Here is a 21348-nt window from a genome sequence, read left to right on the forward strand (position 1 = left end):
ATGGAATTCTTCCGCATTCACAAAGACATCCCCTTCATGCGCCATGCGCTGGTGTTCAACCTCGTCTCGGCGGTCACCTTCGCGCTGGCGGTGTTCTTCCTGGTCACCAAGGGACTGCACCTGTCGGTGGAATTCACCGGCGGGACGGTGGTCGAGGTGGCCTACAGCCAGCCCGCGCAGATCGACAAGGTGCGCGGAGCCGTGGAAAAGCTCGGCTACAAGGACGTGCTGGTGCAGAACTTCGGCTCGTCGCGTGACGTGATGATCCGCCTGCCGCTGCAGAAGGGCGTGAGCTCCTCGCAGCAGAGTGGCAACCTCATGGCAGCCCTCAAGGCGCAGTCGCCCGACGTGGCCCTGCGGCGTGTGGAGTTCGTGGGGCCGCAGGTGGGCGAGGAGCTCATGGGCAATGGCCTCAAGGCGCTTGGCTTCGTGGTGCTCGGCATCATCATCTATCTGGCCGTGCGATTCGAGTGGAAGTACGCCGTGTCGGCCATCATCGCCAACCTGCACGACGTGGTGATCATCCTGGGCTTCTTCGCCTTCTTCCAGTGGGAGTTCTCGCTGGCGGTGCTGGCGGCGGTGCTGGCCGTGCTCGGCTATTCGGTCAACGAGTCGGTGGTGATTTTCGACCGGATCCGCGAGGCCTTCCGACGCTATCGCAAGATGAACACGGTGCAGGTCATCAACCATGCCATCACCAGCACGATCAGCCGGACCATCATCACCCACGGGTCCACGCAGATCATGGTGCTGTCCATGCTGGTGTTCGGGGGCGAGACGCTGCACTACTTTGCCATGGCCCTGACCATCGGCATTCTGTTCGGCATCTATTCGTCGGTGTTCGTGGCGGCGGCCATCGCCATGTGGCTCGGCATCCGGCGCGAGGATCTGGTCAAGGGCAATTCCCGCAAGGATGGCGGAGCCTCCAGTGACCCGAACGCCGGCGCGGTGGTCTGACGGAGCCTGCTGCAGAGAGGGGCTGCCCGGCGCCTTGTCGGGCGCTGTCTCTGCCTGAGGGGTCCCGCCGCCCGGGGAGGCGGCAGGGGCTCCTGTCTTTTTGTCCTGCATCCCCGAAGGCATCATCATGGATTGGCTGCTGGTCGTGACTGCTTCGCTGTTTGCGGGCTTCGTCGATGCGATTGTGGGGGGTGGGGGACTGATTCTGGTGCCGGCGCTGTTTGCCACCTTTCATCAGATGGCGCCGGCCACCCTGCTCGGGACCAACAAGTCGGCCTCGGTGTGGGGCACGGGTTTCGCGGCCTGGCAGTTCCACCGCCGGGTGCAGATGCGCCGTGCCGCCATGCTGCCGGCCGTGGCGGGAGGATTTTTGGGATCGCTGGTCGGGGCGTGGCTGGTGACGCAGATCGATCCCGGCTATCTGCGTCGGGCCCTGCCGTTCGTGCTCACGGCCATTCTGATCTACACGGTATTGCGCAAGGATCTGGGACAGCACCATGCACCCCGATGGCAGGGGAGGCAGGAAACCGCCATCCTGACCGGGATCGGGGTGGTCATCGGCACCTATGACGGCTTCTTCGGGCCCGGCACCGGCAGTTTCCTGGTGTTTCTGCTCGTGCGGGTGCTGGGATACGACTTCCTGCATGCCTCGCTGGGAGCCAAGCTCATCAACGTCGCCACCAATCTGGCTGCCATTGTGCTGTTCGCAAGCCAGGGCCATGTGTGGTGGCAGCTGGGGGCGGCCATGGCCGTGGCCAATGTGATGGGCAGCGTGCTGGGAGCCCGCATGGCCCTGCGGCACGGGGCAGGCTTTGTGCGGGTGATGTTCATTCTGGTGGTGGCGGCGCTGATTGCCAAGACCGGTTATGACGCCTTCCTGCGCGTCTGAAGAAGGTTCCTGCAGGTGCTGCGCATCGGGCGGATGCGCTCACGCTCTGGCACTCCCGGGTGTCAGAGCCGCCCGGCGAGTTTCCAGTAGGGGATGAGGCGGGCGTGCTCCTCGTCGAACCGCCGGTTGGTGTTTGCCAGGGCCTGCTGCTGCTGGGCCATGTAGCGCAGGACCATCTGCTGGCTGTCGGTGTTGGCCTGGATGCGGGCCCGCAGCGAGGCGGGGGCCCGGTCCGGCTGACGGCGATAGAACGCCATTTCCTGGTCCAGCTGAACCCGTTCCTGCCGCATGCCGTTGAGGCGTCGCTGGGCATCGGCAATGAGCGTGGCGATTTCGTCTCCGGCCCGCTTGCGGGCGGCCAGGTGGCTGGCCGGAGTGGGGTAGCGCTGCAGGAGCGCCGTGCGTTCGCGGGTCTGCAGGGCCTCGTGCTCGCGGGCCGCCTGTTCCGCGCGCTGGCGCTGGGCCAGCGCGGCGCGTTCCTCGCCGGTATAGCTCGGGGGAATGATGCGGCGCAGGGTCCCGTTGCTGCCGAGCTGCCGCTGCTCGCGGTCGATGCAGGCCGCGATGGGGCGATCCGAGGTGATGCGCTTGCCGTAGCGGTCCGTGCAGGTGTAGATGCCGCCCTTGCCTTCGGCCATGACCTGTCCTGCCACAGCCAGCAGGCCCGCCAGCAGCAGGGTGGTGCGCAGTCTTCGGGCTGGAAGCTGCTGTGCGCAGCTTCTCTGAAGGGGGGATCGATCCTCGCGGTTCATGTACATGGCGGGAGAAAAGGCAAGTTCCGGGCCATCGTGTCCAGCCGTTTCCGGTCTGCCTCAGGGAGCGGCCAGGACAGGAGAATGCAGGCTCGGCCCGCTCCCTGTTGAGGGAGCATGCCACAAATCGTCACCATGTCGACAAAAATTGGCAGTCTGGCGCGTGCGGGGGTCAGCGGGCGGTGGTGTCTCCGGCAGTCTGGGACACGCCATAGCGTTCGCGGTAGGCGAGAACCTGCGCCTTGTGGCTGGCCAGTGCGTTGTCCTGCGCAGCGGCCGGGCTGGAGAGGTAGCCCAGCAGGTCATCGAGGGTGGCAATGGCACACACGTCCATGCCCAGCTGCTGCCGCACGTACTGCACGGCGCTGTAGGGCACGTCATGGCCGTCCTCTGTGGCCATTTCCTGGCGGTCGAGTGCGACGGCCACGGCCGACGGAGTGGCACCGGCCGCACGGATGAGGGCAATGGACTCGCGCACGGCGGTGCCGGCGGACATCACGTCGTCCACGATCAGCACGCGTCCCTGCAGCGGCGCGCCGACCAGGCTGCCGCCTTCGCCATGGTCCTTGGCTTCCTTGCGGTTGTAGGCAAAGGGCAGGTTGTGGCCGAGGCGGGCGAGTTCGATCGCCACGGCAGCCACCAGCGGAATGCCCTTGTAGGCGGGGCCGAAGAGCATGTCGAAGGAGGTGCCGCTCGCCAGAATGCGCTGCGCATAGAATTGAGCGAGCCGGCCGAGCATGGCTCCGTCCTGGAACAGGCCGGCATTGAAGAAATAGGGCGACTGGCGGCCAGCCTTGGTGGTGAAGCTGCCGAAGCGCAGCACGCCGCAGTCGACGGCAAAAGCCACAAAATCCTGGGCGAGGGTGTCGGGGGAGGTGGTGCTCATGGAAAACGTAAGGGAGAAACAGCAGTGTTCCGGTTGACCAGCCTCAATCTCAACGGCATCCGCTCGGCCACGGCCAAGGGGCTGGAGCCATGGCTGGCCGCGCATGCCCCTGATTGTATGTGCGTGCAGGAAATCAAGGCGCAGCAGGCCGACGTGGTGAACCGCTTCGAGGAGCTGGCAGGGCTGCGGGGCTATTTCCACTTTGCCGAGAAGAAGGGCTATTCCGGCGTGGGTGTCTACACGCGGCATGCCCCGAGCGATGTGCGGGTGGGCTTCGGATCGGCCGAGTTCGACCGCGAGGGGCGTTATCTGGAGCTGCGCTTCGATACGCCCGCGCGCAGGTTCTCGGTCATCAGCTGCTATTTTCCGAGCGGGTCCTCCGGAGAGGAGCGCCAGCAGGCCAAGTACCGGTTTCTCGGCGAGATGGCTCCGTGGCTGCAGGAGCTGCGGCAGGAGCGCGAATACATTCTGTGCGGGGACGTGAACATTGCCCATCAGGAGATCGATCTCCGCAACTGGAAGGGCAACCGCAAGAACAGTGGCTTTCTGCCCGAGGAGCGCGACTGGATGACGCAGCTGCTGACCGCAGGAGGGCTGGTCGACGTATACCGCCTCCTGCAGCCCGATGCCACCGATGCCTGCTATACCTGGTGGAGCAACAGGGGTCAGGCCTATGCCAAGAACGTGGGATGGCGCATCGACTACCATCTCGCCACGCCGGTCATGGCCCGGCATGCGCGAACCGAATCCGTCTACAAGGGCGAGAAGTTCTCCGACCATGCCCCGCTGACCGTCGATTACGACTTTGCTCTCTGAAAGGCTGCCCCGCATGCTGCGCTACCACACGATTCCCGTCACGCCGTTCCAGCAGAACTGTTCCATCGTCTGGTGCGATGCCACCATGGAGGGAGCGGTGATCGATCCGGGGGGCGAGACCACGCGCCTGCAGGAGTATGCGCATGCCCACGGCATCACCCTGCGGCAGATTCTGGTCACGCATGGCCATGTGGACCACTGTGCCGGGGCAGCCACGCTGGCCGAGGCGCTACAGATTCCCATCGTGGGCCCGCACGAGGCCGATCTGTACTGGATCGAGGCGCTGCCTGCCACGGCGGCCCGCTACGGTTTTCCACCGGCCCGGAGTTTTGTGCCGGACCGCTGGCTGCAGGATCAGGACACCGTGCAGGTGGGACAGGTGGTGCTGCAGGTGCGTCATTGCCCGGGACACACCCCTGGGCATGTCGTGTTCCATGCGGCCGAGGCGCAGCGTGCGTTCGTGGGTGATGTGCTGTTTGCGGGATCGATCGGCCGTACCGATTTTCCCGGTGGCGACCATGACCAGCTCATCGACAGCATCGTCCAGCGCCTGTGGCCCATGGGGGACGACACGGTGTTCATTCCCGGTCACGGGCCGGAAAGCACCTTTGGCCGCGAACGCCGCACCAACCCCTACGTGCGCGGGACCTGACAGCCGGCAGGGCGCAGCCGCGGCTGTATCCTGCGGTAATCCCCCTGCCGATGGGCGGGGGTGGGTCGATAATGCACCGATGCCCGGAGCTCCTGCAGCCGGGTGCCGGGATGCGAGCCTTTGCTGCAGCAAAGGTCCGCCTTCCCTGCCTTGTTCGGGCGGATCGGTATCCTGACTGACGATCGCCCCTGATGGATGTACCCGTGACCGACACCCCCACCGAATCCCGCCCCTCTTCCGCTGCCCCCTCGTGGGCGCAGTCCATGCGCGTCTATCTGGAACCTGCGAGCGTGCGCATGCTGTTTCTGGGATTTTCCTCGGGGCTGCCCCTGCTGCTGGTGCTGGGGACGCTGGCCTTCCGGCTGCGCGAGGCGGGCATTGACCGCACCACCATTGGGCACATGTCCTGGGTGGGGTTGATGTACGGCTTCAAGTGGGTGTGGTCGCCGCTGGTGGATCGCATGCCCATACCCCTTTTCACCCGCTGGCTGGGCCGGCGCCGGAGCTGGCTGCTTCTGGCCCAGTGCGGGCTGGTGGCGGGGCTGGTGGCCATGGCCCTCGTCGATCCCCGCCAGGGGCTGGAGCCCCTGACCTGGGCGGCGCTGCTGGTGGCCTTCTGTTCGGCCACCCAGGACATCGCACTCGATGCCTACCGCATCGAATCGGCGTCATCCGACCGGCAGGCTGCGCTTGCCGCCACCTACCAGACCGGTTACCGGCTGGCCATGCTCTGGGCGGGAGCAGGGGTGCTGTGGCTGGCGGCCGGGGCCGAGAGCCAGGGTGCGGCGGCCATCTACCAGAACGGAGCCTGGCGTTTCGCCTATCTGACCATGGCAGCCTCCATGCTGGTGGGAATGGTGACGGTGCTGCTGGCGCCCGAACCCGATCCGCGTCCCCTGCCACCGGCACGCAATGCACGCGAATGGCTCCGGGGGGCACTGATCGACCCGTTCATGGATTTTTTCGAGCGCTACAAGTGGCATGCCCTGCTCATTCTGGCCCTGATCGGCCTGTACCGCATCAGCGACATCGTGCTCGGCATCATGGCCAATCCCTTCTATGTCGACATGCACTACACCAAGACCCAGGTGGCGCTCGTGACCAAGGTGTGGGGGGTGATTTTCACGCTGGCAGGGACCTTCATCGGCGGCGTGCTGGCGGTGCGCCTGGGTGTGATGCGGGTGCTGATGCTCGGCACCACCCTGTCTGCCGGCACGCATCTGCTGTTTGCCTGGCTGAGCACCTTCATCCAGGTGCAGGGTGACTGGTGGCCGGTGACCGTGGCCGGCCATGCCTTCATGCTGCACAAGATGGTGGCGCTGACGCTCGTCATCATCGCCGACAACCTCGCCAGCGGCATCACTTCGGCCGCCTTCATCGCCTTTCTCTCCGGGCTCACCAGCGTGAGCTACTCGGCCACGCAGTACGCCCTGTTCAGCTCCCTGATGCTGCTCCTGCCCAAGTATGTGGCCGGGTACGGGGGCGCGTTTGTCGACCACTTCGGCTACACCACGTTCTTCCTCTGTGCCTCGCTGCTCGTGGTGCCGGTGCTGGCACTGGTGTGGGTGGCGGGCAGGGTGCTGGGCGTGCAGGGACAGGCGCCCCGGCCGGCCTGAACGGCTGCGTCGTCGTGACCAGCCGCCGCCGTGCTGCGGGTGGCGAGAACGGCGATCAGGAAGAAGTACAGGGCAATGGGGCCGTTGTTCCAGAACAGAATGGCCTCCGTCAAGCCGAAGATGCCGTAGGCCAGCGGGATCAGCATTCCCAGCAGCGCGAGGGTGCGCGACAGGGAATCGGGTGCGGACCGACGCCACTGGCGTGCGAAGTAGGCCAGCGGCATTCCATAGACCAGCAGCAGAAACACGATGCCGACCACGCCGCTCTTGGCGGCTTCGTTCAGGAACTCGTTGTGCGGGTGGTGGAACTGTTCCATCATCGGATCGACGCGCTTTTGCCGCACGGCAATGTCGCGCTGGGCCTCATACCCCTGCTGGTTCCAGCCCAGCCAGGGCTTCTCGCAGAACAGCTCCCAGGCAAACTGCCACATCTGCAGCCGTGCGCCTACCGAGGTGGAGGCCACCTCTCTGGTTTCGTAGAGGGTGACTTCATGCTGCGCGGCGGCAATGCGCTCATAGACCTTGTGCGTGATGCCGGAGGGGCTGAGCACCGTCAGTGCCCCGATCAATGCGGCCATGCCGGCCAGCATTTTCAACGAGGGGCGGTAGCCCCCCCGCAGCATCACGGCGGGCACGAGCAGCAGAAGCAGCCAGGCTCCCCGCGTCATCGACAGCACCGAGGCCCCCGCAAAGGCCAGCGCACTGGTCCAGGCAAGCAGCTGCAGGCGGCGCGAGGCGGGCATGCGCAGCCCGGCTACCCACAGCAGCAGGGCGAACAGGGCCGACAGATCACCGAAGTGGATATAGAAGAAATCTCCCCCCTCTGCCCGGCGGTTCAGGTGCAAGAACTGGTAGGCGGCCTCACCCAGGGCAACGGGGGCCGCGATGCAGGCGGCCAGGACCATGGGCCGCAGGGAGGGAAGGGGGTGGCGCCACGTCCAGACCAGCAGGGGCAGGGCGGCCAGGGGCAGATACAGGCGGAATGAATTGATGTACACCGGCGCACTGGCTTCCCGCTGCCACCACCAGTACAGAGTGGCCAGCAGGCACAGGCCCACCAGGAGGGCACGTTCTCTGAGCGAGGCGCGGACAGGAGCCCATGCCAGAGCGGGCATGGACACCAGCAGGCCGATGTCCATCAGCAGGCGGTAGCCGTTGGGAATGCTCACGGCGCTGAAGATCAGCAGGAACAGACCCAGGTAGAAGGCTTCCAGGTGGCGGGAATAGAACGAATCCATGGGCGATGCAGGGGAGAGGCGGTGGCCGCAGGCAAGGGGTGCGACCGGACGGGAGATTCTCCCCCATCCCGGTTCCGGGGATCGCCGGGGACACGAATTGTCACCAGAGTGCGGCAGCAGGCCGCATGTCGGGCCTGCTGGTGGGTCAGGTCAGGTAGCGGGCCACGAAGCTGTGGGGAGCATGGCGGTGTGCTTCCAGGTCCTCGTCGAAATGGCGCCGGTCTGCGCCGCGCAGCTTGACCAGGGAGGGAACCCCTGCCGAACAATTGCCCCGGAACAGCAGCCGGTGCAGCCTTCTGCGTTTCCAGTGGGCCAGCACATGGTAGAAGTAGGGGCCATCCTCGACACGCTGCAGGGTGAGGCGATAGTGCCCCTGCGTCTGCAGGATCTGCTGGAAGGCCAGGTGCATGCTCAAGTAGTCGAGATAGAGGATCTTCTGCCGGATCCGGTCGAAGTGCCCCTGCTGCTCCAGGTGCCGGACATAGGCCGCGCCACTGTCCACGATGGCATGGCGGGTGAATTCCTCCTGCCATTCCTCGATGAGCGGGCTGTGGGCCGGTGCGGCCAGAAACCAGTTTTCCACCACCGGATAGCGGGGCAGGGAGGTGAATCCCTCCAGGTAGAACCCCACGAAGTCGCTCTGCTGTGCCTCCTGCAGCGCATGCACCCAGTCCAGCGGGCGGGTCAGAACGATGGAGGCATCCAGCCAGATGCCGCCATGGCGGCGCAGCAGTTCCAGTCGGATCCAGTCGGCCCGCTTGGCGGGAATGAGCCGCTCGACTGCGGCAGGCAGGTGGGGAATGTAGCGGGAGAGCTCCGCATCGGAGAGCACACGGATGTCGTGCTCCGGGTGCAGCCGCTTCCATCCGGCGATGCAGCGCTGTACCAGCAGGGGCGGGGTACCGCCGGTCCAGTAGGACCAGATCGTGGCGGGGATGGCTTGGGTCTGCGGCCGGGAGCCAGGGTAGTCGTAGAGCGTGAAGACCGGTTCGGGGGGAGCCGGAAGACGCGGCGAAAACGGCAGGGGGAGCCCCAGTGCTGCCGGCAGATGGGGGAGGCGATGGGAAAAGGAGGACAGCAAAGACATGATGGCGTTCAGCCTTGGGCCAGAAAGGCCAGCCAGCGGCGGAAGCGCCGGTAGCGCCCCCACCATCCCCTGCACAGACAGGCCTTGAGCCATGCGGCTGGGGCGAGGGGCGAAATGGCCTCGAAATCCTGTTCTGCACGCTGGGCCAGAGCCCGGATGTCGGAGGCCGGAAGGCTGCCATCCGTGCGGCGCTGGCGCAGGAAGGACAGGATGCCCTGCACATTGCGGGCTGCCGCCTGCGCCAGGGCCAGCCGGACCGCAGGGGTGTGTGCCCAGGGGCTGGCATCGAGCTCGGTGCGGAACGTGCGCAGGGCCCGGGACCAGTCCTGCACCTTCTGCGTGGACATGGTGGCCAGAATGCTGGAGGGATGCTGGCGGTAGGCAATCCAGGCCGAGGGCTCGTAGTAGAAGGAACGGGCGATCAGTGCCAGTCGGGGGCTGGTGGCCATGTCCTCGAAGTAGCAGCCTTCGGGAAACTGCAGCCCCTGGGTCTGCCACAGGCTGCGGCGTGCGATCTTGGACCAGACGTGGGTTTCGCCTGCCTGCAGCATGCCTTGCAGCAGCCGCGCCCTGTCGCTGGACAGGGTGCGCACGGGCCCTCCCCGGAAGGTGTGGACCTGGCTTCTGCCCCCGATGCGGCGCGGTACCGGGAGGGGGCCTTCCTTCCAGGAGAGATAGTCGCACAGCACCAGATCGGGCACTTGCTGCGTGACGATGCGGTGCAGGGCCGCCATGGCGCCGGGCATGAGGCAGTCATCTGCATCCAGAAACCACAGATAGTCGCCTTGGGCCTGGTCTATGAGCGTGTTGCGGGTGGCGCCGGGCCCCCTGTTGCGGGAGTGGGTGCCGATGCGAATGCGTTGCGGATGGCGGTCGGCATAGCGCTGCAGCAGTGCCAGAGAGTCATCCGTGGAACAGTCGTCCATGGCGATCAGTTCCCAGCCATCGGTCTGCTGACTGATCACGGAGTCGAGACAGGCCTCCAGATGCGGGGCCGAATTGAAGACCGGCACGAGGATGCTCAGCCAGGGAGAGGAGTGCTGCATGGGGCGGTGCGCTTCAGCGCAGGCTGAAATGGCGGTGAAACTTGAGCCCCCGCAGCCACCAGCCGCGCGTCACATAGGCCCGTTCGAGCTGAGCGGGAGACAGGGGCGACTGCTGCAGAAAATCATCCCGGCAGCGGGCCATGGCAGTGGTCCATTCGGCAGGCGGCATCTGCGTGCGGCAGCGCGCCAGATGGCCTGCAGCTCCGATGAAGTTGCGGGCCGCCACGTGTGCGACCGCAAACCGCACTGCCGGCTCCGCGTCCCACTCTGTGCCCTGCAGGGCATGGCGAAAAGTCGTCAGGGCGCCCGACAGGTCACGGGCCTTGGCCGGCGTCATCTGCGACAGGATGCTGCTGCCCCGCTGCCGGTAGGCGACCCATGGCAGGGGTTCGTACCAGACGGTGCGTGCGCGCAGCGCCAGATGCGGCATGGTGGCCATGTCCTCGAAGTACGCGCCTTCGGGAAACCGCAGGTCTGCGCTCCACAGCGCACGGCGCGAAATCTTGGACCACGCGTGCAGCTGGCCCGGCCGCAGCAGGTCGGCCAGAAAGCGGGCAGGCCCGGTAAGCAGCGTGCGCGCCGGTCCCGCAAACGAGCGGCGGTGCCGTTCGCCTCGCAGCCGGTGCTTGAGACGCGGAGACTCCCGCCAGACCGCAAAGTCACACACCACCATGTCGGGATGCTGCTGCCCGACGATGCGCTGCAGTGCCGGAATGGCGCCGGGCAGCAGTTTGTCGTCGGAGTCGAGAAACCACAGATAGTCGCCGTGTGCCGCCTCGATCAGGGTATTGCGCGCGGCGCTCAGTCCCCGGTTGCGGGTGTGCTGCAGCAGCTGCAGGCGTCCCGGCCAGCGGGCTGCCAGCGCATGCATGCGTGCGGGAGAGGCATCGGTGGAGCAGTCGTCGAGCAGGAGCACTTCCACGCCAGGGTCGGCCTGTGCCATGACCGATTCCACACATTCGACGAGATACGCCTCGACGTTGTAGACCGGAATGAGCACGCTCAGCCAGGGGGCCGGAGCGGAAGCGGGAGCAGGAGAGGAGGAGGAGGAAGAAGACATGGGCCGTGGGTCAGTCTTCGGGCAGGATGTCGGGGATTTCGTCGTGCTGCACCCGCATCAACAGATGGGCATACCGCCGCTGCATGAGCCCGATGTCGAAGGCGCGCAGGGCTTCCTGTCGCGCAGCCTGTGCCAGGCGGCGGGCCTCGTCAGGATGCGCGAGCAGGCGCTCCAGCGCATCGGCGAGGGCCTGGGCATCGTTCTCGGGCACCAGCAGACCGGTCTGGTCTGGCCGGATCACCTCGCGGACGCCGACCACGTTGGTACCGATGCAGGCGCAGCCGGCCGCCATGCCCTCGACGAGCGACAGCGGCATGCCCTCGTAGTGGGTGGACAGCACACAGATGCGGCTGTGCATCAGCAGATTCGGCACATCGGACACCTGCCCCAGAAAATGCACCTGCCCGGCGATGCCCAGCCTGGCAGCCAGAGCGCGATTGCGCGCGAGCAGCCTGGACTTGCCCAGGCCGGCCAGCTGCAGGGCAGGATGCCACCCACGCTCCCCCAGCAGGGCCACGGCGCGGATCAGTGTGGCGTGATCCTTCTGGCGCGCAAAGCGGGCCGCCATGACGATGGAGACCTCCCGGTCTTCCCAGGGAACGAGGGACGCCTGCGGAAAGCGGCCGGTGTCGATGCCGTTGGGAATGGCCACGCACTGTGCGGCAGGGAATCCCAGGTCGACCAGATGGCCGCGCACCCCTTCGGACACACCGACACTCACGGCCGTCCGGCGTTCGAGCCACAGGGCCTGTCTGAGCCGCCAGGGGGTGTAGCGTTCGCGCGAATTGTGCTCCACGTGCACCATGTGCGGCACCCCTGCGAGCCATCCCGCATAGCGTCCCCACAGATGCTCGCTGAAGCCGTGCGCCACCAGAATGTCCGGTTTCCACTCCAGGGCCAGGCGGCGGACGGCCAGCACGGTGGCCAGATGGTTCCATCCCGGCACGAGACGGACATCCAGCCCTTGGGCACGGAGCGCCTCGACGCGCCGCATGTCCGTGTGGCGCTTGCGGCGCAGCACCAGCAGCACCTCCATGGAGCCCGATCGCTGGGCTTCGAGGCACAGATCCACCGCCACCTGCGTGGCGCCGGAGAACCCTCCGGTGACGAAATGCAGGACGCGCATCGGGCCGGCGGCGCGGGGGGAACCGGACGGCACCCGCTCAGTGCCCGTGCGCCACGACCTCACCCGCCGCCAGGCGGTAGACGGTGCCGCAGTAGGGGCAGCGGGCCTCGCCAGTGGCGGCCACCTGCAGGAAGACACGCGGGTGGCCGTTCCACAGCTCCATGTGGGCCAGGGGGCTGGGGCAGGCGATTTCACCCTGTTCGGTCAGGTCGCTGGCCTTGACCTCGACGGGGGCGGAGGAATGGGAGGTGCTCATGTCTGGAAACTCCGGAGAGAGGGGAGGGGGCGGGCAGGCACGCGGCGGTGCCGGTCAGACCGCATCCAGCCAGTGGGCATAGCGGGGATTCTTGCCCTGCACGATGTCGAAGAAGGCCTTCTGGATGCGTTCGGTGACCGGGCCACGGTGGCCTGCGCCGATCTGCACCCGATCATATTCGCGGATGGGGGTCACTTCGGCAGCGGTGCCGGTAAAGAACATTTCGTCGGCGATGTAGCACTCGTCGCGCGTGATGCGCTTCTGCACCAGCTCGATGCCCAGGTCCTTGCAGACGTACTGGATGGTGTTGCGGGTGATGCCGTTGAGCGCACCTGCCGACAGGTCAGGGGTGTAGACCACGCCATCCTTGACGATGAAGACGTTCTCGCCGGAGCCTTCGCTCACGAATCCGGCGCTGTCGAGCAGCACGGCTTCGTCGTAGCCGTCATCGGTGGCTTCCATGTTGGCAAGGATCGAGTTGGTGTAGTTGCTCACCGCCTTGGCCTGCGTCATGGTGATGTTCACATGGTGGCGCGCATAGCTGCTGGTGCGCACGCGGATGCCGCGTGCCATGCCGTCCTCGCCCAGGTAGGCGCCCCAGCCCCAGGCGGCGACCATCACGTGGGTCTTGGTGCCCTTGGGGGAGACGCCGAGCTTTTCGGAGCCGAGCCACACCAGCGGGCGCAGGTAGCAGCTTTCCAGACCGTTGGCGCGCACGACCTCCTTCTGGGCCTCCATGACCTCTTCCTTGGTGAAAGGCATGGGAATGCGCAGGATCTTGGCGCTGTTGAACAGACGGTCGGTGTGGTCCTTGAGACGGAAAACGGCCGTGCCCTTCTCGGTCTGGTAGGCGCGCACGCCCTCGAACACCCCGCAGCCGTAGTGCAGGGTATGGGTCAGGACGTGGACCTTGGCATCGCGCCATTCCACGAGCTGGCCATCCATCCAGATTTTCCCGTCGCGGTCGGAAAGGTCGTTGGCGGCATTCATGATTTTTTCTTCCTTTGGTGTTGACGTCGGCACCTGGCGGCACGAAAGTGCCCGTCATGCCTGACGGATAACTGTCAAGTTTACGCCGTTTTCCCCGGGGCGGGGGGAGATTGGCGGCAGATGGGCACAGTTGCGCCCCGTTCGTGCCAGACGCCGTTTTGCCCTGGCCCTTCTTTCTCTCATGTCCCTGCAGGGGACGGAGCCGGGTCAGCTCCCCTGCAGCTGGCGCACCAGATCGAGGGCCTGCTCCACGCGGTCCACGGCATGGATGGTCAGCCCCTCGACCTCCCTGCCCAGCTTGCGGGGCACGTTGGCGCGCGGCACGATGGCCGTGGTGAACCCCAGCTTGGCGGCTTCCCTGAGGCGTTCCTGTCCCCGTGTGGCTGGACGCACCTCGCCCGCGAGCCCCACTTCGCCGAACGCGAAGAAGCCCTTGGGCAGGGCCTTGCCGCGCAGGCTGCTGGCAATGGCAAGCAGCACAGCCAGATCGGCCGCCGGTTCGCTGATGCGCACGCCCCCCACCGCGTTGACGAACACGTCCTGATCTCCCGTGGCCACGCCTCCGTGGCGGTGCAGCACGGCCAGCAGCATGGCCAGCCGGTCGCGCTCCAGCCCCACGCTCAGGCGGCGGGGGTTGGCTCCCGAGCCGTCGACCAGGGCCTGGATCTCCACCAGCAGCGGGCGGCTGCCTTCGAGCGTGACCAGCACGCAGCTGCCCGGCACAGGGTCGCCGTGCGTGCTCAGGAAGATGGCACTCGGGTTGCTCACGCCCTTGAGCCCCTTGTCCGTCATGGCGAACACGCCCATCTCGTTGACGGCGCCGAAACGGTTCTTGAACGCGCGCACCAGCCGGTAGGCGCTGTGGGTATCGCCCTCGAAATACAGCACCGTGTCCACGATGTGCTCCAGCACCCGGGGGCCGGCCAGCTGCCCGTCTTTGGTCACATGCCCCACGAGCACCACCGACGTGCCCTGGGCCTTGGCAAAGCGGGTGAGGTGTGCGGCGCACTCGCGCACCTGGGCCACGCTGCCGGGCGCGCTCGTGAGGGCGTCGCTGTACACCGTCTGGATCGAGTCGATCACGGCCACCTGGGGCCGTTCGGCCTGCAGGGTGGCCAGAATCTTTTCGAGCTGGATCTCGGCGAGCACGCGCACCTGAGAGCCCTCCAGCCCCAGCCGGCGCGACCGCAGCGCCACCTGGGAGGCACTTTCCTCGCCGGTCACGTACAGCGTGTGCAGGCCCTGCAGCTGGAGGGCATCGAGTGCCTGCAGCAGCAGGGTCGACTTGCCGATGCCGGGATCGCCGCCGATGAGCACCACGCCGCCTTCGACCATGCCGCCCCCGAGCACGCGGTCCAGCTCGGTCAGGGTGGTGGGAGTGCGCGCCACGTCCTCGGCCCGGATGTCGGCCAGCGTGGCCACTTCCGAGGCCCCTGCGAGCGACTGGTGCCCGCCGCTGAGCCGGTTCTTGCCCACCACGCCCTGGGCGGGGTTGAGGATGGTTTCTTCCAGACTGTTCCAGGTGCCGCAGGACGGGCACTTGCCCAGCCAGCGGGGACTGACGGCACCACAGGCGGTGCAGGTGTATTGGGATTTGGGGGCGGCCATGCGGGCATTGTAGGGAAGACGCCGCATCGCTCCGCGCGTGTCTCGGGGGGCAGCAGGGCCATGCAGACAGGCATCTCCGGGCACCGCCTGCAGGGTCGAGGGGGTTTGGGCCTATACAATCATTGCAATACTCCATGGGCGCATGGGGCCATGCCCTGCCCATGGAGAAATAGGCATCAACCCCTCTGTGCGATCTGAGACAATCGAACGATGTCGCCATTTCTCCTCAAACTTCTCATGCAGAAGAAAAGCCTTTGCCTTGCAGCCGTGGCGCTCCTCCTCGGGGGATGTGCCATTCCGGGGTCCCACCTCTCCCTTGCCAACAAGCATGTGGTGCCTCCGCCGGAAGCCCAGGCCGGTGGCACTCCCTTCGATCTCGACCGCCTCTTCGACGTGCACCTGCTCACTCCCGGCGTGATCGAGCAGCTGCAGGGAGAGCGCACCGCGCGGGACGACGCACCGGGCAGAGCAGGGGGCGCTGCACGCTACGAATATCGCGTGGGCCCCGGCGACATTCTCAATGTCGTGGTCTGGGATCACCCCGAGCTGGGCAGCCCCATGATCACCAATCCCACCCTGCCTTCGCAGGTGCTGAATGGCCAGAGCACGGCCACCGGAAATGAAACCGCCCGCACCGGCACCTGGGTGGACGCGCAGGGCAGCATCTTCTTCCCCTACGCGGGCAGACTGCAGGTGGCGGGGCGTACCCTGCCCGAGATCCGCTCGGCACTGGCGCGGCGGCTGGCCAAGTACATCCGCAATCCGCAGGTGGACGTGACCGTCATGGCCTTCCGGTCCCAGCGCGTCAACGTGAGCGGCGCCGTCGAAAAACCCGCCCAGCTGGCTCTCACCACCGTGCCCCTGACGCTCATGGATGCCATCAGCCAGGCCGGCGGATTCAGCAAGAATGCCGACACCACCCACGTGCGCTGGACCCATCGCGGGGTCGACCACGTGGTGTCGGTGTACGACTACATGAACCGTGGCGATGCCCGCAAGAATCCGGTCCTGGGCCCCGACGACGTGGTCTTCGTCCCGAACGGCGACCAGATGAAGGTCTACGTCATGGGCGAGGTCAAGAAGCAGAATGCCCTGCGCATGAGCGAAGGAGGCATGAGCCTGACCGATGCCCTGGCCCAGGCCGAAGGCATGAACCAGGAAATGGCCGATGCCAGCGGCGTGTTCGTCATCCGGGCACGTGCCCACGCGCAGGCGGGCCAGAAGGTGGCTGACATCTACCAGCTCAATCTGCGCGACGCCTCGGCCTTTGCGCTCGGCAACCAGTTCAAGCTCGAACCCAGCGACATCGTGTACGTCACGGTGGCGCCCATGGCCAAGTGGAACCGCGTGATCAACCAGATCCTGCCGAGTCTGACCAGCGTGGGCTGGGTGGCCACCATCTACAGTTCCGTCAAGTAACCCGGGGTGCCCCGAGCCCCGCAGGGGCGAGGGGAGCCTTTCCTTCCTTCTTTCCTCGCTTCTTCCGCTTACCCATGTTCAACAGGATTCTGGTGGTCTGTATCGGCAACATCTGTCGCTCGCCCCTGGCCGAGGCGGCTCTGCGCCAGCTGGCGCCGGTCGGGGTCAGCGTGCAGTCGGCAGGGCTGGGGGCTCTGGTGGGGCAACCCGCCGATCCCGAGTCGCTGCGCCAGGGGCAGCTCCATGGGCTGGACCTGAGCCAGCACGTCGCCCGGCAGCTCACGCCCGCCCTCTGCGCCGAGAGCGACCTCATCCTGGTCATGGAAGACGAACATGTCGATGCGGTCTGTCGGCTCAGCCCCAGCGCGCGCGGCAAGGTCATGCTGCTGGGCCGCTGGGAAAGCGGCAAGCAGATACCCGATCCCTACCGCAAGAGTGCCGAAGTCTTCGCCGATACCTACCAACTGATTGCAGCTTCCTCCGAGCAATGGGCCCGGAAGATGCAGTGGATCTGATTTCTCCAAGATTCCTTCCCTATGTCCTCCACGACGCATACCGCATCCCGCACGCAGGAAACCGATGACGAAATCGATCTGCGCAAGCTCTTCCACGCCATTCTGATCAACCGGTTCTGGATCGTCCTGAGCCTTCTGGTGGGGCTGGTGCTGGGCGTGATCTACGCCTTTGCCACCACGCCGGTCTACCAGGCCAATGCGTTGCTGCAGATCGAGCCCAAGAACAAGAACTCCCTGCTCGGCGATCTCAAGAATCTGCCTCTGGGTGGCGACACCAAGGGCGACGCCGATGCTGAAATCCAGATCATCCGTTCCCGCCTCGTGCTGGGCAACACGGTCTCGGCGCTGCATCTGGCCACGGAGCCGGTGTATGTACCGCCGCCCTTCTACACGCGCATGTTTGCCGATTCCGCACCCCGGCAACCCCGGCTGGGGCTGGAGCAGTTCGTGGCGCCAGCGGCCCTGCATCATGAAAAGTTCAGCATCGTGTTCAAGGATGCAGCAGGACACTATCAGCTGACTTTGCCGTCCGGCAAGGAATACACCGGCAGCACCGGCAATGTGCTCTCCACCCCCGAAGGCGTGGTCGTGCTGCTGGCGCCCTCGGCCGTGCAGACGGGCGATGTCTTCGAGGTGCGCCCCGTGAGCGAACAGGAAGCGCTGGAGCGCCTGTCCAAGAACCTGATGGTGGGCGAAAACGGCAAGAACACCAACATCCTGGGCCTGCAGCTCAACGACTACAGCCCCGACAATGCCCGCCGCGTGCTCGACACCATCGTCGACCTCTACGTCAAGCAGAACAGGGAATATGCCGCCCAGGTGGACGGCGCCAGCCTCGGATTCCTGGAGCAGCAGCTGCCCAAGACCCGCGAGGCCCTGGACCGTGCCGAAAACGCCTACAACGCCTACCGCCACAAGAACGCCACCGTGGACGTCACCGTGGAATCCAAGGGGCTCATCGAAGGGCTCAACCAGCTCGAAATGCAGCTCACGGACCTGAAGGTCAAGGAAACCGAAGTCACCCGGCTCTACACGCCCGACCACCCCATGGCGCAGGCCATTGCCGAGAAGAAGCAGATCCTGGAGAAGGCCCGCAAGCAGCTCCTGTCCAAGATCGAGGGCATGCCCGGCACCCAGCAGGACGTCATCCGCCTCAAGCGCAATGTCGACATCCAGCAGGCCATCTATCTCCAGCTGCTCAACAAGCAGCAGGAACTGGGCATTTCCCAGGCCAGCAAGATCGGCAACGTCCGCGTCATCGACCGTGCCCAGACCCTGGACAAGCCCGTCAAGCCGCAGAAGGCTCTTGTCATTCTGGCAGCGACCCTTGGCCTTGGCTTTCTGGCCGTGCTGGTCGTGATCATGCGCACGCTCTTCCGCCAGGGCATCGACGATGCCGAGGATCTGGAGAGCATCGGCATTCCGGTGCTGGCTTCTGTGCCCTTCTCCGAGATTCAGCGCAAGCGCGACAAGATTCTCAAGTACCTGCGCAAGCGCAACAAGAATGTCCGCTCGGACTTCCTGCTGGCTGCGAGCAAGCCCGACGACATTGCCGTGGAAGCCCTGCGGGCGCTGCGCACCAGCCTGTACTTCTCCATGATGGAGGCACGCAACAACATCCTGATGGTGACCGGGGCCACCCTCAAGGTGGGCAAGACCTTCATCAGTGCCAACCTGGCCACGGTGATGGCGCAGTCCGGCAAGCGCGTGGTGCTGATCGATGCCGACATGCGCAAGGGCTACCTCCACGAGCTCCTGCGCATGGAGGTCGAGGACGGGCTGGCGGACTATCTGGCGCAGAGCGGGGAAGGCAAGCCCCATGTGCGCGCCACCGAGGTGGCCAACCTGTCGTTCCTTTCGCAGGGCCATCTCAAGGACGGCAACAATCCGGCCGAGCTGCTGGGCCATGCCCGCATGCAGACCCTGCTGGAGCAGCTGGCCGCAGAGTTCGACTACGTGATCCTCGACGCACCGCCGGCCCTGGCCGTCACCGATGCCAACATCCTGGGGCAGCATGCCGGAACGGTGATCGGCGTCACGCGCTTCGAGATGACCACCCTCAAGGAAGTCGAGATGATGCTCAGCCGTCTCTCCAACAACCACATCGCGCTCACGGGCACGATCCTCAACGGCATCCAGCGCACTGCCGCGACCTACCACACCTACAAGGCCTACACCCACTACAAGAAGGACGAGGCCTGAGACGGAAGCGCCCCCATGGCAAGGCCCAGCCGAAGGGCCACCCCGCAAAGGGGCCCGCATGCGGGCCCTTTTGTCATTCTGTCAGCCTGCGGAGGATGAGGCAGGTGCCTCTCATACCATGGGGGGCAGGGCCTCGCCGCCCAGCTCCGTGGCCAGAAAGTCGATGAGCAGGCGCACCTTGGGGGCGAGGTGGCGGCGGCTGGCGTAGACGGCGTCGATGCCCAGCAGGTGGTGGGTGTCGTCGGCACAGAGGGGCACCAGGGTGCCGGCCTGCAGCGCACGTTCCACGATGAAGTCCGGCTCGTAGAGAATGCCTTCGCCAGCGACGGCCATGGCCACGCAGGTGTCCCCGTTGTTGCTCCGGAAAGCCGGAGCCACGCGCACCGTCAGCGGGGCTGCGCGTGCCTCCTGGCGGCGGAACACCCATTCGTCCCGTGCGGTTCCCACCAGGTGTCCCAGCAGGCGGTGGTGCGGCAGCTCTACCGGCGATGCAGGGGTGCCTGCGCGGGCCAGGTAGGCCGGCGAGGCGCACAGCCGCATGCGGGCCTGCCCGAGGCGGCGGGCGATCAGGTGCGGGCCCGGCTGGTGGGAGATGCGGATGGCCAGATCGAGCCCCTCGTGGGCCAGGTCGGCAAACAGGTCCGAGAGCGTCACTTCCAGCTGCACCTGCGGATGCAGGGCGGCAAAGCGGGACCACAGCGGCGCCAGCCGGCACAGGCCGTAGCTCACCGGCACACTCACGCGCAGCACGCCCATGGCCTTGCCGTGGTGTGCGCTCAGCTCGGCCTCGGCGGCGTCGAGTTCGGCCAGCAGGGTCCTGCAGCGGGCATGGAAGCGCTCGCCGTCGGCCGTGAGGGAGAGCCGGCGGGTGGTGCGGTGCAGCAGGCGCACGCCGAGCCGGGCCTCCAGCTCTGCCACCTGCCGCGACACGGCGGCCTTGGAACTGTCCAGCGCCTCGGCGGCCGCGACAAAGCTGCCGCTGTCCACCACCTGCACAAAGGCCCGCATCTGTTGGAATCTGTCGCTCATCGTTCGTATTATCGGAACAATGTGTTGAAGATTTCCATCTTTATCTCTCCTGCTGCTGCCAATACATTCAAGCCATCGCGCACCGTGCGCTGCGCCCATGCCCCCATCAAGGCGCGGGCGTCCCACGGGCATCCGTTCTGATCTCTGGAGTGATTGCCATGTCTGCTTCTTCCGTCTCTGCCCCCGTGGCTCCGGCTGCTGCCGGCACGCGCCTGCCGGTGTTCTACATTTCCCATGGCGGCGGCCCCTGGCCGTGGATGGCGGGCATGGTCCAGGGGCCCTACGCGCGGCTGGCCCAGTCGCTGGCGCGTCTGCCTGCCGATGCCGGTGGGGCGCCGCGTGCCATTCTGATGGTGTCGGCACACTGGGAGGAGCCTGCCTTCACGGTGCAGGCCCATCCGCACCCGCCCATGGTCTATGACTACTACGGCTTTCCGCAGGATACGTATGCGATCGAGTACCCCGCGCCGGGCGATGCGGCCCTGACGCGGCGCGTGGTGGAACTGCTGCAGACGGCCGGGCTGCCCGTGGCGGTCGATGCCGAGCGCGGCTTCGACCACGGCATGTTCGCCCCCATGGCCGTGGCCTATCCGCGCGCCGACATGCCCGTGGTGCAGCTCTCTCTGCGCACGGGGCTCGATCCCGCCGAGCACCTGGCGCTGGGCCGGGCGCTGGCGCCGCTGCGTGACGAGGGCATCCTCATCATCGGCAGCGGGCTGAGCTACCACAACCTGCGCGCCTTCGGGCCGGCGGCGCTGGGGGCGTCGAGCGCGTTCGACCAGTGGCTGCGCACCACCATGGCGCTGCCCGCCGCAGAGCGCGAAGCGGCCCTGCGCCACTGGGAGCAGGCCCCGGCGGCCCGGCTGGCCCATCCGCGCGAGGAGCATCTGCTGCCGCTCATGGTCGCGACCGGAGCCGCCCCCGACGAGGTGGGCGAGCTGGTCTATCACGAAGACCGCTTCATGGGCGGCGTCACGGCGTCGAGCTTCCGGCTGGGAGCACCCGCCCGGCAGGCACCTGCCGCAGCCTGATCGGCCCCTCCCGCAGGGCACCCCGGCATCGGCGCAGGTGGGGCGGGGAGGGGACGGGAGGTGCAGGCCCGGGCGGGACACAAATTCCGACGCAGACGCTCCCCCGGCCCCGCCATGTGCGGCAATGGAAATTAAGATGCATGCATCCGGCCACACCCCTGTGGCCGCCTTGC

The 21348-nt window shown here is 66.4% G+C and carries 20 protein-coding genes; 9 read left to right on the forward strand and 11 right to left on the reverse strand.

Translation table 11 applies throughout. The features are described from left to right. On the forward strand, window positions 1-957 hold the full coding sequence (gene secF, locus ACP2WS_RS08160) for a protein translocase subunit SecF (RefSeq protein ID WP_374493277.1): 957 nt from the start codon (window positions 1-3) through the stop codon (window positions 955-957). Between the two features lie 127 nt (window positions 958-1084). Further along, the gene (locus tag ACP2WS_RS08165) at window positions 1085-1846 is read left to right on the forward strand and encodes a sulfite exporter TauE/SafE family protein (RefSeq protein ID WP_374493275.1); all 762 of its coding nucleotides are present in this window, start codon (window positions 1085-1087) and stop codon (window positions 1844-1846) included. A gap of 62 nt (window positions 1847-1908) precedes the next feature. Here ACP2WS_RS08165 and ACP2WS_RS08170 read toward each other — a convergent pair whose 3' ends face one another. After that, window positions 1909-2604, reverse strand: coding sequence for a DUF4124 domain-containing protein (locus tag ACP2WS_RS08170; RefSeq protein WP_426460347.1), 696 nt, complete (start codon window positions 2602-2604; stop codon window positions 1909-1911). Window positions 2605-2770: 166 nt separating this feature from the next. Continuing rightward, the gene (pyrE, locus tag ACP2WS_RS08175) at window positions 2771-3484 is read right to left on the reverse strand and encodes an orotate phosphoribosyltransferase (RefSeq protein WP_374493271.1); all 714 of its coding nucleotides are present in this window, start codon (window positions 3482-3484) and stop codon (window positions 2771-2773) included. A 24-nt stretch (window positions 3485-3508) separates the two neighbouring features. On the opposite strand from pyrE, the gene ACP2WS_RS08180 reads away from it, so the two are divergent. The 3 genes from ACP2WS_RS08180 to ACP2WS_RS08190 all read left to right on the forward strand — a co-directional run bounded on the left by ACP2WS_RS08180 (window position 3509) and on the right by ACP2WS_RS08190 (window position 6568). Beyond that, window positions 3509-4300: an exodeoxyribonuclease III gene (locus tag ACP2WS_RS08180; RefSeq protein ID WP_426460348.1), complete on the forward strand. Its 792-nt coding sequence runs from the start codon at window positions 3509-3511 to the stop codon at window positions 4298-4300. 13 nt (window positions 4301-4313) lie between these two features. Beyond that, window positions 4314-4952 carry an MBL fold metallo-hydrolase gene (locus ACP2WS_RS08185; protein ID WP_426460349.1) on the forward strand — a complete coding sequence of 213 codons (639 nt, stop codon included), beginning with the start codon at window positions 4314-4316 and terminating at the stop codon, window positions 4950-4952. Between the two features lie 191 nt (window positions 4953-5143). After that, complete coding sequence (locus tag ACP2WS_RS08190; RefSeq protein ID WP_374493266.1) at window positions 5144-6568, forward strand: AmpG family muropeptide MFS transporter; 1425 nt, start codon at window positions 5144-5146, stop codon at window positions 6566-6568. Here the strand turns inward: ACP2WS_RS08190 and ACP2WS_RS08195 are convergent. The 8 genes from ACP2WS_RS08195 to radA form a co-directional block, all read right to left on the reverse strand. After that, on the reverse strand, window positions 6457-7806 hold the full coding sequence (locus ACP2WS_RS08195; protein ID WP_426460350.1) for an O-antigen ligase family protein: 1350 nt from the start codon (window positions 7804-7806) through the stop codon (window positions 6457-6459). The genes ACP2WS_RS08190 and ACP2WS_RS08195 overlap by 112 nt on opposite strands. A 145-nt stretch (window positions 7807-7951) precedes the next feature. After that, on the reverse strand, window positions 7952-8893 hold the full coding sequence (locus ACP2WS_RS08200) for a glycosyltransferase family 32 protein (RefSeq protein ID WP_426460351.1): 942 nt from the start codon (window positions 8891-8893) through the stop codon (window positions 7952-7954). A gap of 8 nt (window positions 8894-8901) precedes the next feature. Then, entirely contained in the window at window positions 8902-9939 is a 1038-nt protein-coding gene (locus ACP2WS_RS08205) for a glycosyltransferase family 2 protein (RefSeq protein WP_426460352.1), read from the reverse strand. 13 nt (window positions 9940-9952) lie between these two features. Further along, window positions 9953-10999: a glycosyltransferase family 2 protein gene (locus ACP2WS_RS08210; RefSeq protein ID WP_426460353.1), complete on the reverse strand. Its 1047-nt coding sequence runs from the start codon at window positions 10997-10999 to the stop codon at window positions 9953-9955. 10 nt (window positions 11000-11009) lie between these two features. Further along, the gene (locus ACP2WS_RS08215; RefSeq protein WP_426460354.1) at window positions 11010-12125 is read right to left on the reverse strand and encodes a glycosyltransferase; all 1116 of its coding nucleotides are present in this window, start codon (window positions 12123-12125) and stop codon (window positions 11010-11012) included. Window positions 12126-12162: 37 nt separating this feature from the next. Next, window positions 12163-12381, reverse strand: a complete 219-nt coding sequence (locus ACP2WS_RS08220) for a zinc-finger domain-containing protein (protein WP_426460355.1) — start codon at window positions 12379-12381, stop codon at window positions 12163-12165. A gap of 54 nt (window positions 12382-12435) precedes the next feature. After that, on the reverse strand, window positions 12436-13371 hold the full coding sequence (locus ACP2WS_RS08225; protein WP_426460356.1) for a branched-chain amino acid transaminase: 936 nt from the start codon (window positions 13369-13371) through the stop codon (window positions 12436-12438). Window positions 13372-13578: 207 nt separating this feature from the next. Continuing rightward, window positions 13579-14979, reverse strand: a complete 1401-nt coding sequence (gene radA / locus ACP2WS_RS08230) for a DNA repair protein RadA (RefSeq protein WP_374493250.1) — start codon at window positions 14977-14979, stop codon at window positions 13579-13581. A gap of 210 nt (window positions 14980-15189) precedes the next feature. Here radA and ACP2WS_RS08235 point away from each other — a divergent pair, with 210 nt between their 5' ends. The 3 genes from ACP2WS_RS08235 to ACP2WS_RS08245 all read left to right on the forward strand — a co-directional run bounded on the left by ACP2WS_RS08235 (window position 15190) and on the right by ACP2WS_RS08245 (window position 19115). Further along, window positions 15190-16398: a polysaccharide export protein gene (locus ACP2WS_RS08235; protein ID WP_426460357.1), complete on the forward strand. Its 1209-nt coding sequence runs from the start codon at window positions 15190-15192 to the stop codon at window positions 16396-16398. A gap of 74 nt (window positions 16399-16472) precedes the next feature. After that, window positions 16473-16913 (forward strand): low molecular weight protein-tyrosine-phosphatase, encoded by a 441-nt coding sequence (locus ACP2WS_RS08240; RefSeq protein WP_426460358.1) that lies wholly within the window; start codon window positions 16473-16475, stop codon window positions 16911-16913. Between the two features lie 21 nt (window positions 16914-16934). Continuing rightward, window positions 16935-19115, forward strand: a complete 2181-nt coding sequence (locus ACP2WS_RS08245) for a polysaccharide biosynthesis tyrosine autokinase (protein ID WP_426460359.1) — start codon at window positions 16935-16937, stop codon at window positions 19113-19115. A gap of 111 nt (window positions 19116-19226) precedes the next feature. Here ACP2WS_RS08245 and ACP2WS_RS08250 read toward each other — a convergent pair whose 3' ends face one another. Continuing rightward, the gene (locus tag ACP2WS_RS08250; protein ID WP_426460360.1) at window positions 19227-20144 is read right to left on the reverse strand and encodes a LysR family transcriptional regulator; all 918 of its coding nucleotides are present in this window, start codon (window positions 20142-20144) and stop codon (window positions 19227-19229) included. Between the two features lie 158 nt (window positions 20145-20302). Between ACP2WS_RS08250 and ACP2WS_RS08255 the strand changes: the two genes are divergently transcribed. Next, complete coding sequence (locus ACP2WS_RS08255; RefSeq protein ID WP_426460361.1) at window positions 20303-21175, forward strand: DODA-type extradiol aromatic ring-opening family dioxygenase; 873 nt, start codon at window positions 20303-20305, stop codon at window positions 21173-21175. Window positions 21176-21348: the final 173 nt, after the last annotated feature.

It is taken from the genome of Brachymonas moutaii (nom. illeg.) (assembly GCF_049977365.1).
Taxonomy (GTDB): domain Bacteria; phylum Pseudomonadota; class Gammaproteobacteria; order Burkholderiales; family Burkholderiaceae_C; genus Brachymonas.

Excerpts from the sequence above, each read along its gene's own strand:
- ACP2WS_RS08210 (WP_426460353.1), bottom strand. The coding sequence starts at position 10,999 with ATGTCTTCTTCCTCCTCCTCCTCTCCTGCTCCCGCTTCCGCTCCGGCC.
- pyrE (WP_374493271.1), bottom strand. The coding sequence starts at position 3,484 with ATGAGCACCACCTCCCCCGACACCCTCGCCCAGGATTTTGTGGCTTTT.
- ACP2WS_RS08170 (WP_426460347.1), bottom strand. The coding sequence starts at position 2,604 with ATGTACATGAACCGCGAGGATCGATCCCCCCTTCAGAGAAGCTGCGCA.
- ACP2WS_RS08240 (WP_426460358.1), top strand. The coding sequence starts at position 16,473 with ATGTTCAACAGGATTCTGGTGGTCTGTATCGGCAACATCTGTCGCTCG.
- ACP2WS_RS08235 (WP_426460357.1), top strand. The coding sequence starts at position 15,190 with ATGTCGCCATTTCTCCTCAAACTTCTCATGCAGAAGAAAAGCCTTTGC.
- ACP2WS_RS08195 (WP_426460350.1), bottom strand. The coding sequence starts at position 7,806 with ATGGATTCGTTCTATTCCCGCCACCTGGAAGCCTTCTACCTGGGTCTG.
- ACP2WS_RS08185 (WP_426460349.1), top strand. The coding sequence starts at position 4,314 with ATGCTGCGCTACCACACGATTCCCGTCACGCCGTTCCAGCAGAACTGT.
- ACP2WS_RS08190 (WP_374493266.1), top strand. The coding sequence starts at position 5,144 with ATGGATGTACCCGTGACCGACACCCCCACCGAATCCCGCCCCTCTTCC.
- radA (WP_374493250.1), bottom strand. The coding sequence starts at position 14,979 with ATGGCCGCCCCCAAATCCCAATACACCTGCACCGCCTGTGGTGCCGTC.
- secF (WP_374493277.1), top strand. The coding sequence starts at position 1 with ATGGAATTCTTCCGCATTCACAAAGACATCCCCTTCATGCGCCATGCG.
- ACP2WS_RS08165 (WP_374493275.1), top strand. The coding sequence starts at position 1,085 with ATGGATTGGCTGCTGGTCGTGACTGCTTCGCTGTTTGCGGGCTTCGTC.
- ACP2WS_RS08205 (WP_426460352.1), bottom strand. The coding sequence starts at position 9,939 with ATGCAGCACTCCTCTCCCTGGCTGAGCATCCTCGTGCCGGTCTTCAAT.
- ACP2WS_RS08245 (WP_426460359.1), top strand. The coding sequence starts at position 16,935 with ATGTCCTCCACGACGCATACCGCATCCCGCACGCAGGAAACCGATGAC.
- ACP2WS_RS08250 (WP_426460360.1), bottom strand. The coding sequence starts at position 20,144 with ATGAGCGACAGATTCCAACAGATGCGGGCCTTTGTGCAGGTGGTGGAC.
- ACP2WS_RS08220 (WP_426460355.1), bottom strand. The coding sequence starts at position 12,381 with ATGAGCACCTCCCATTCCTCCGCCCCCGTCGAGGTCAAGGCCAGCGAC.
- ACP2WS_RS08215 (WP_426460354.1), bottom strand. The coding sequence starts at position 12,125 with ATGCGCGTCCTGCATTTCGTCACCGGAGGGTTCTCCGGCGCCACGCAG.
- ACP2WS_RS08200 (WP_426460351.1), bottom strand. The coding sequence starts at position 8,893 with ATGTCTTTGCTGTCCTCCTTTTCCCATCGCCTCCCCCATCTGCCGGCA.
- ACP2WS_RS08225 (WP_426460356.1), bottom strand. The coding sequence starts at position 13,371 with ATGAATGCCGCCAACGACCTTTCCGACCGCGACGGGAAAATCTGGATG.
- ACP2WS_RS08255 (WP_426460361.1), top strand. The coding sequence starts at position 20,303 with ATGTCTGCTTCTTCCGTCTCTGCCCCCGTGGCTCCGGCTGCTGCCGGC.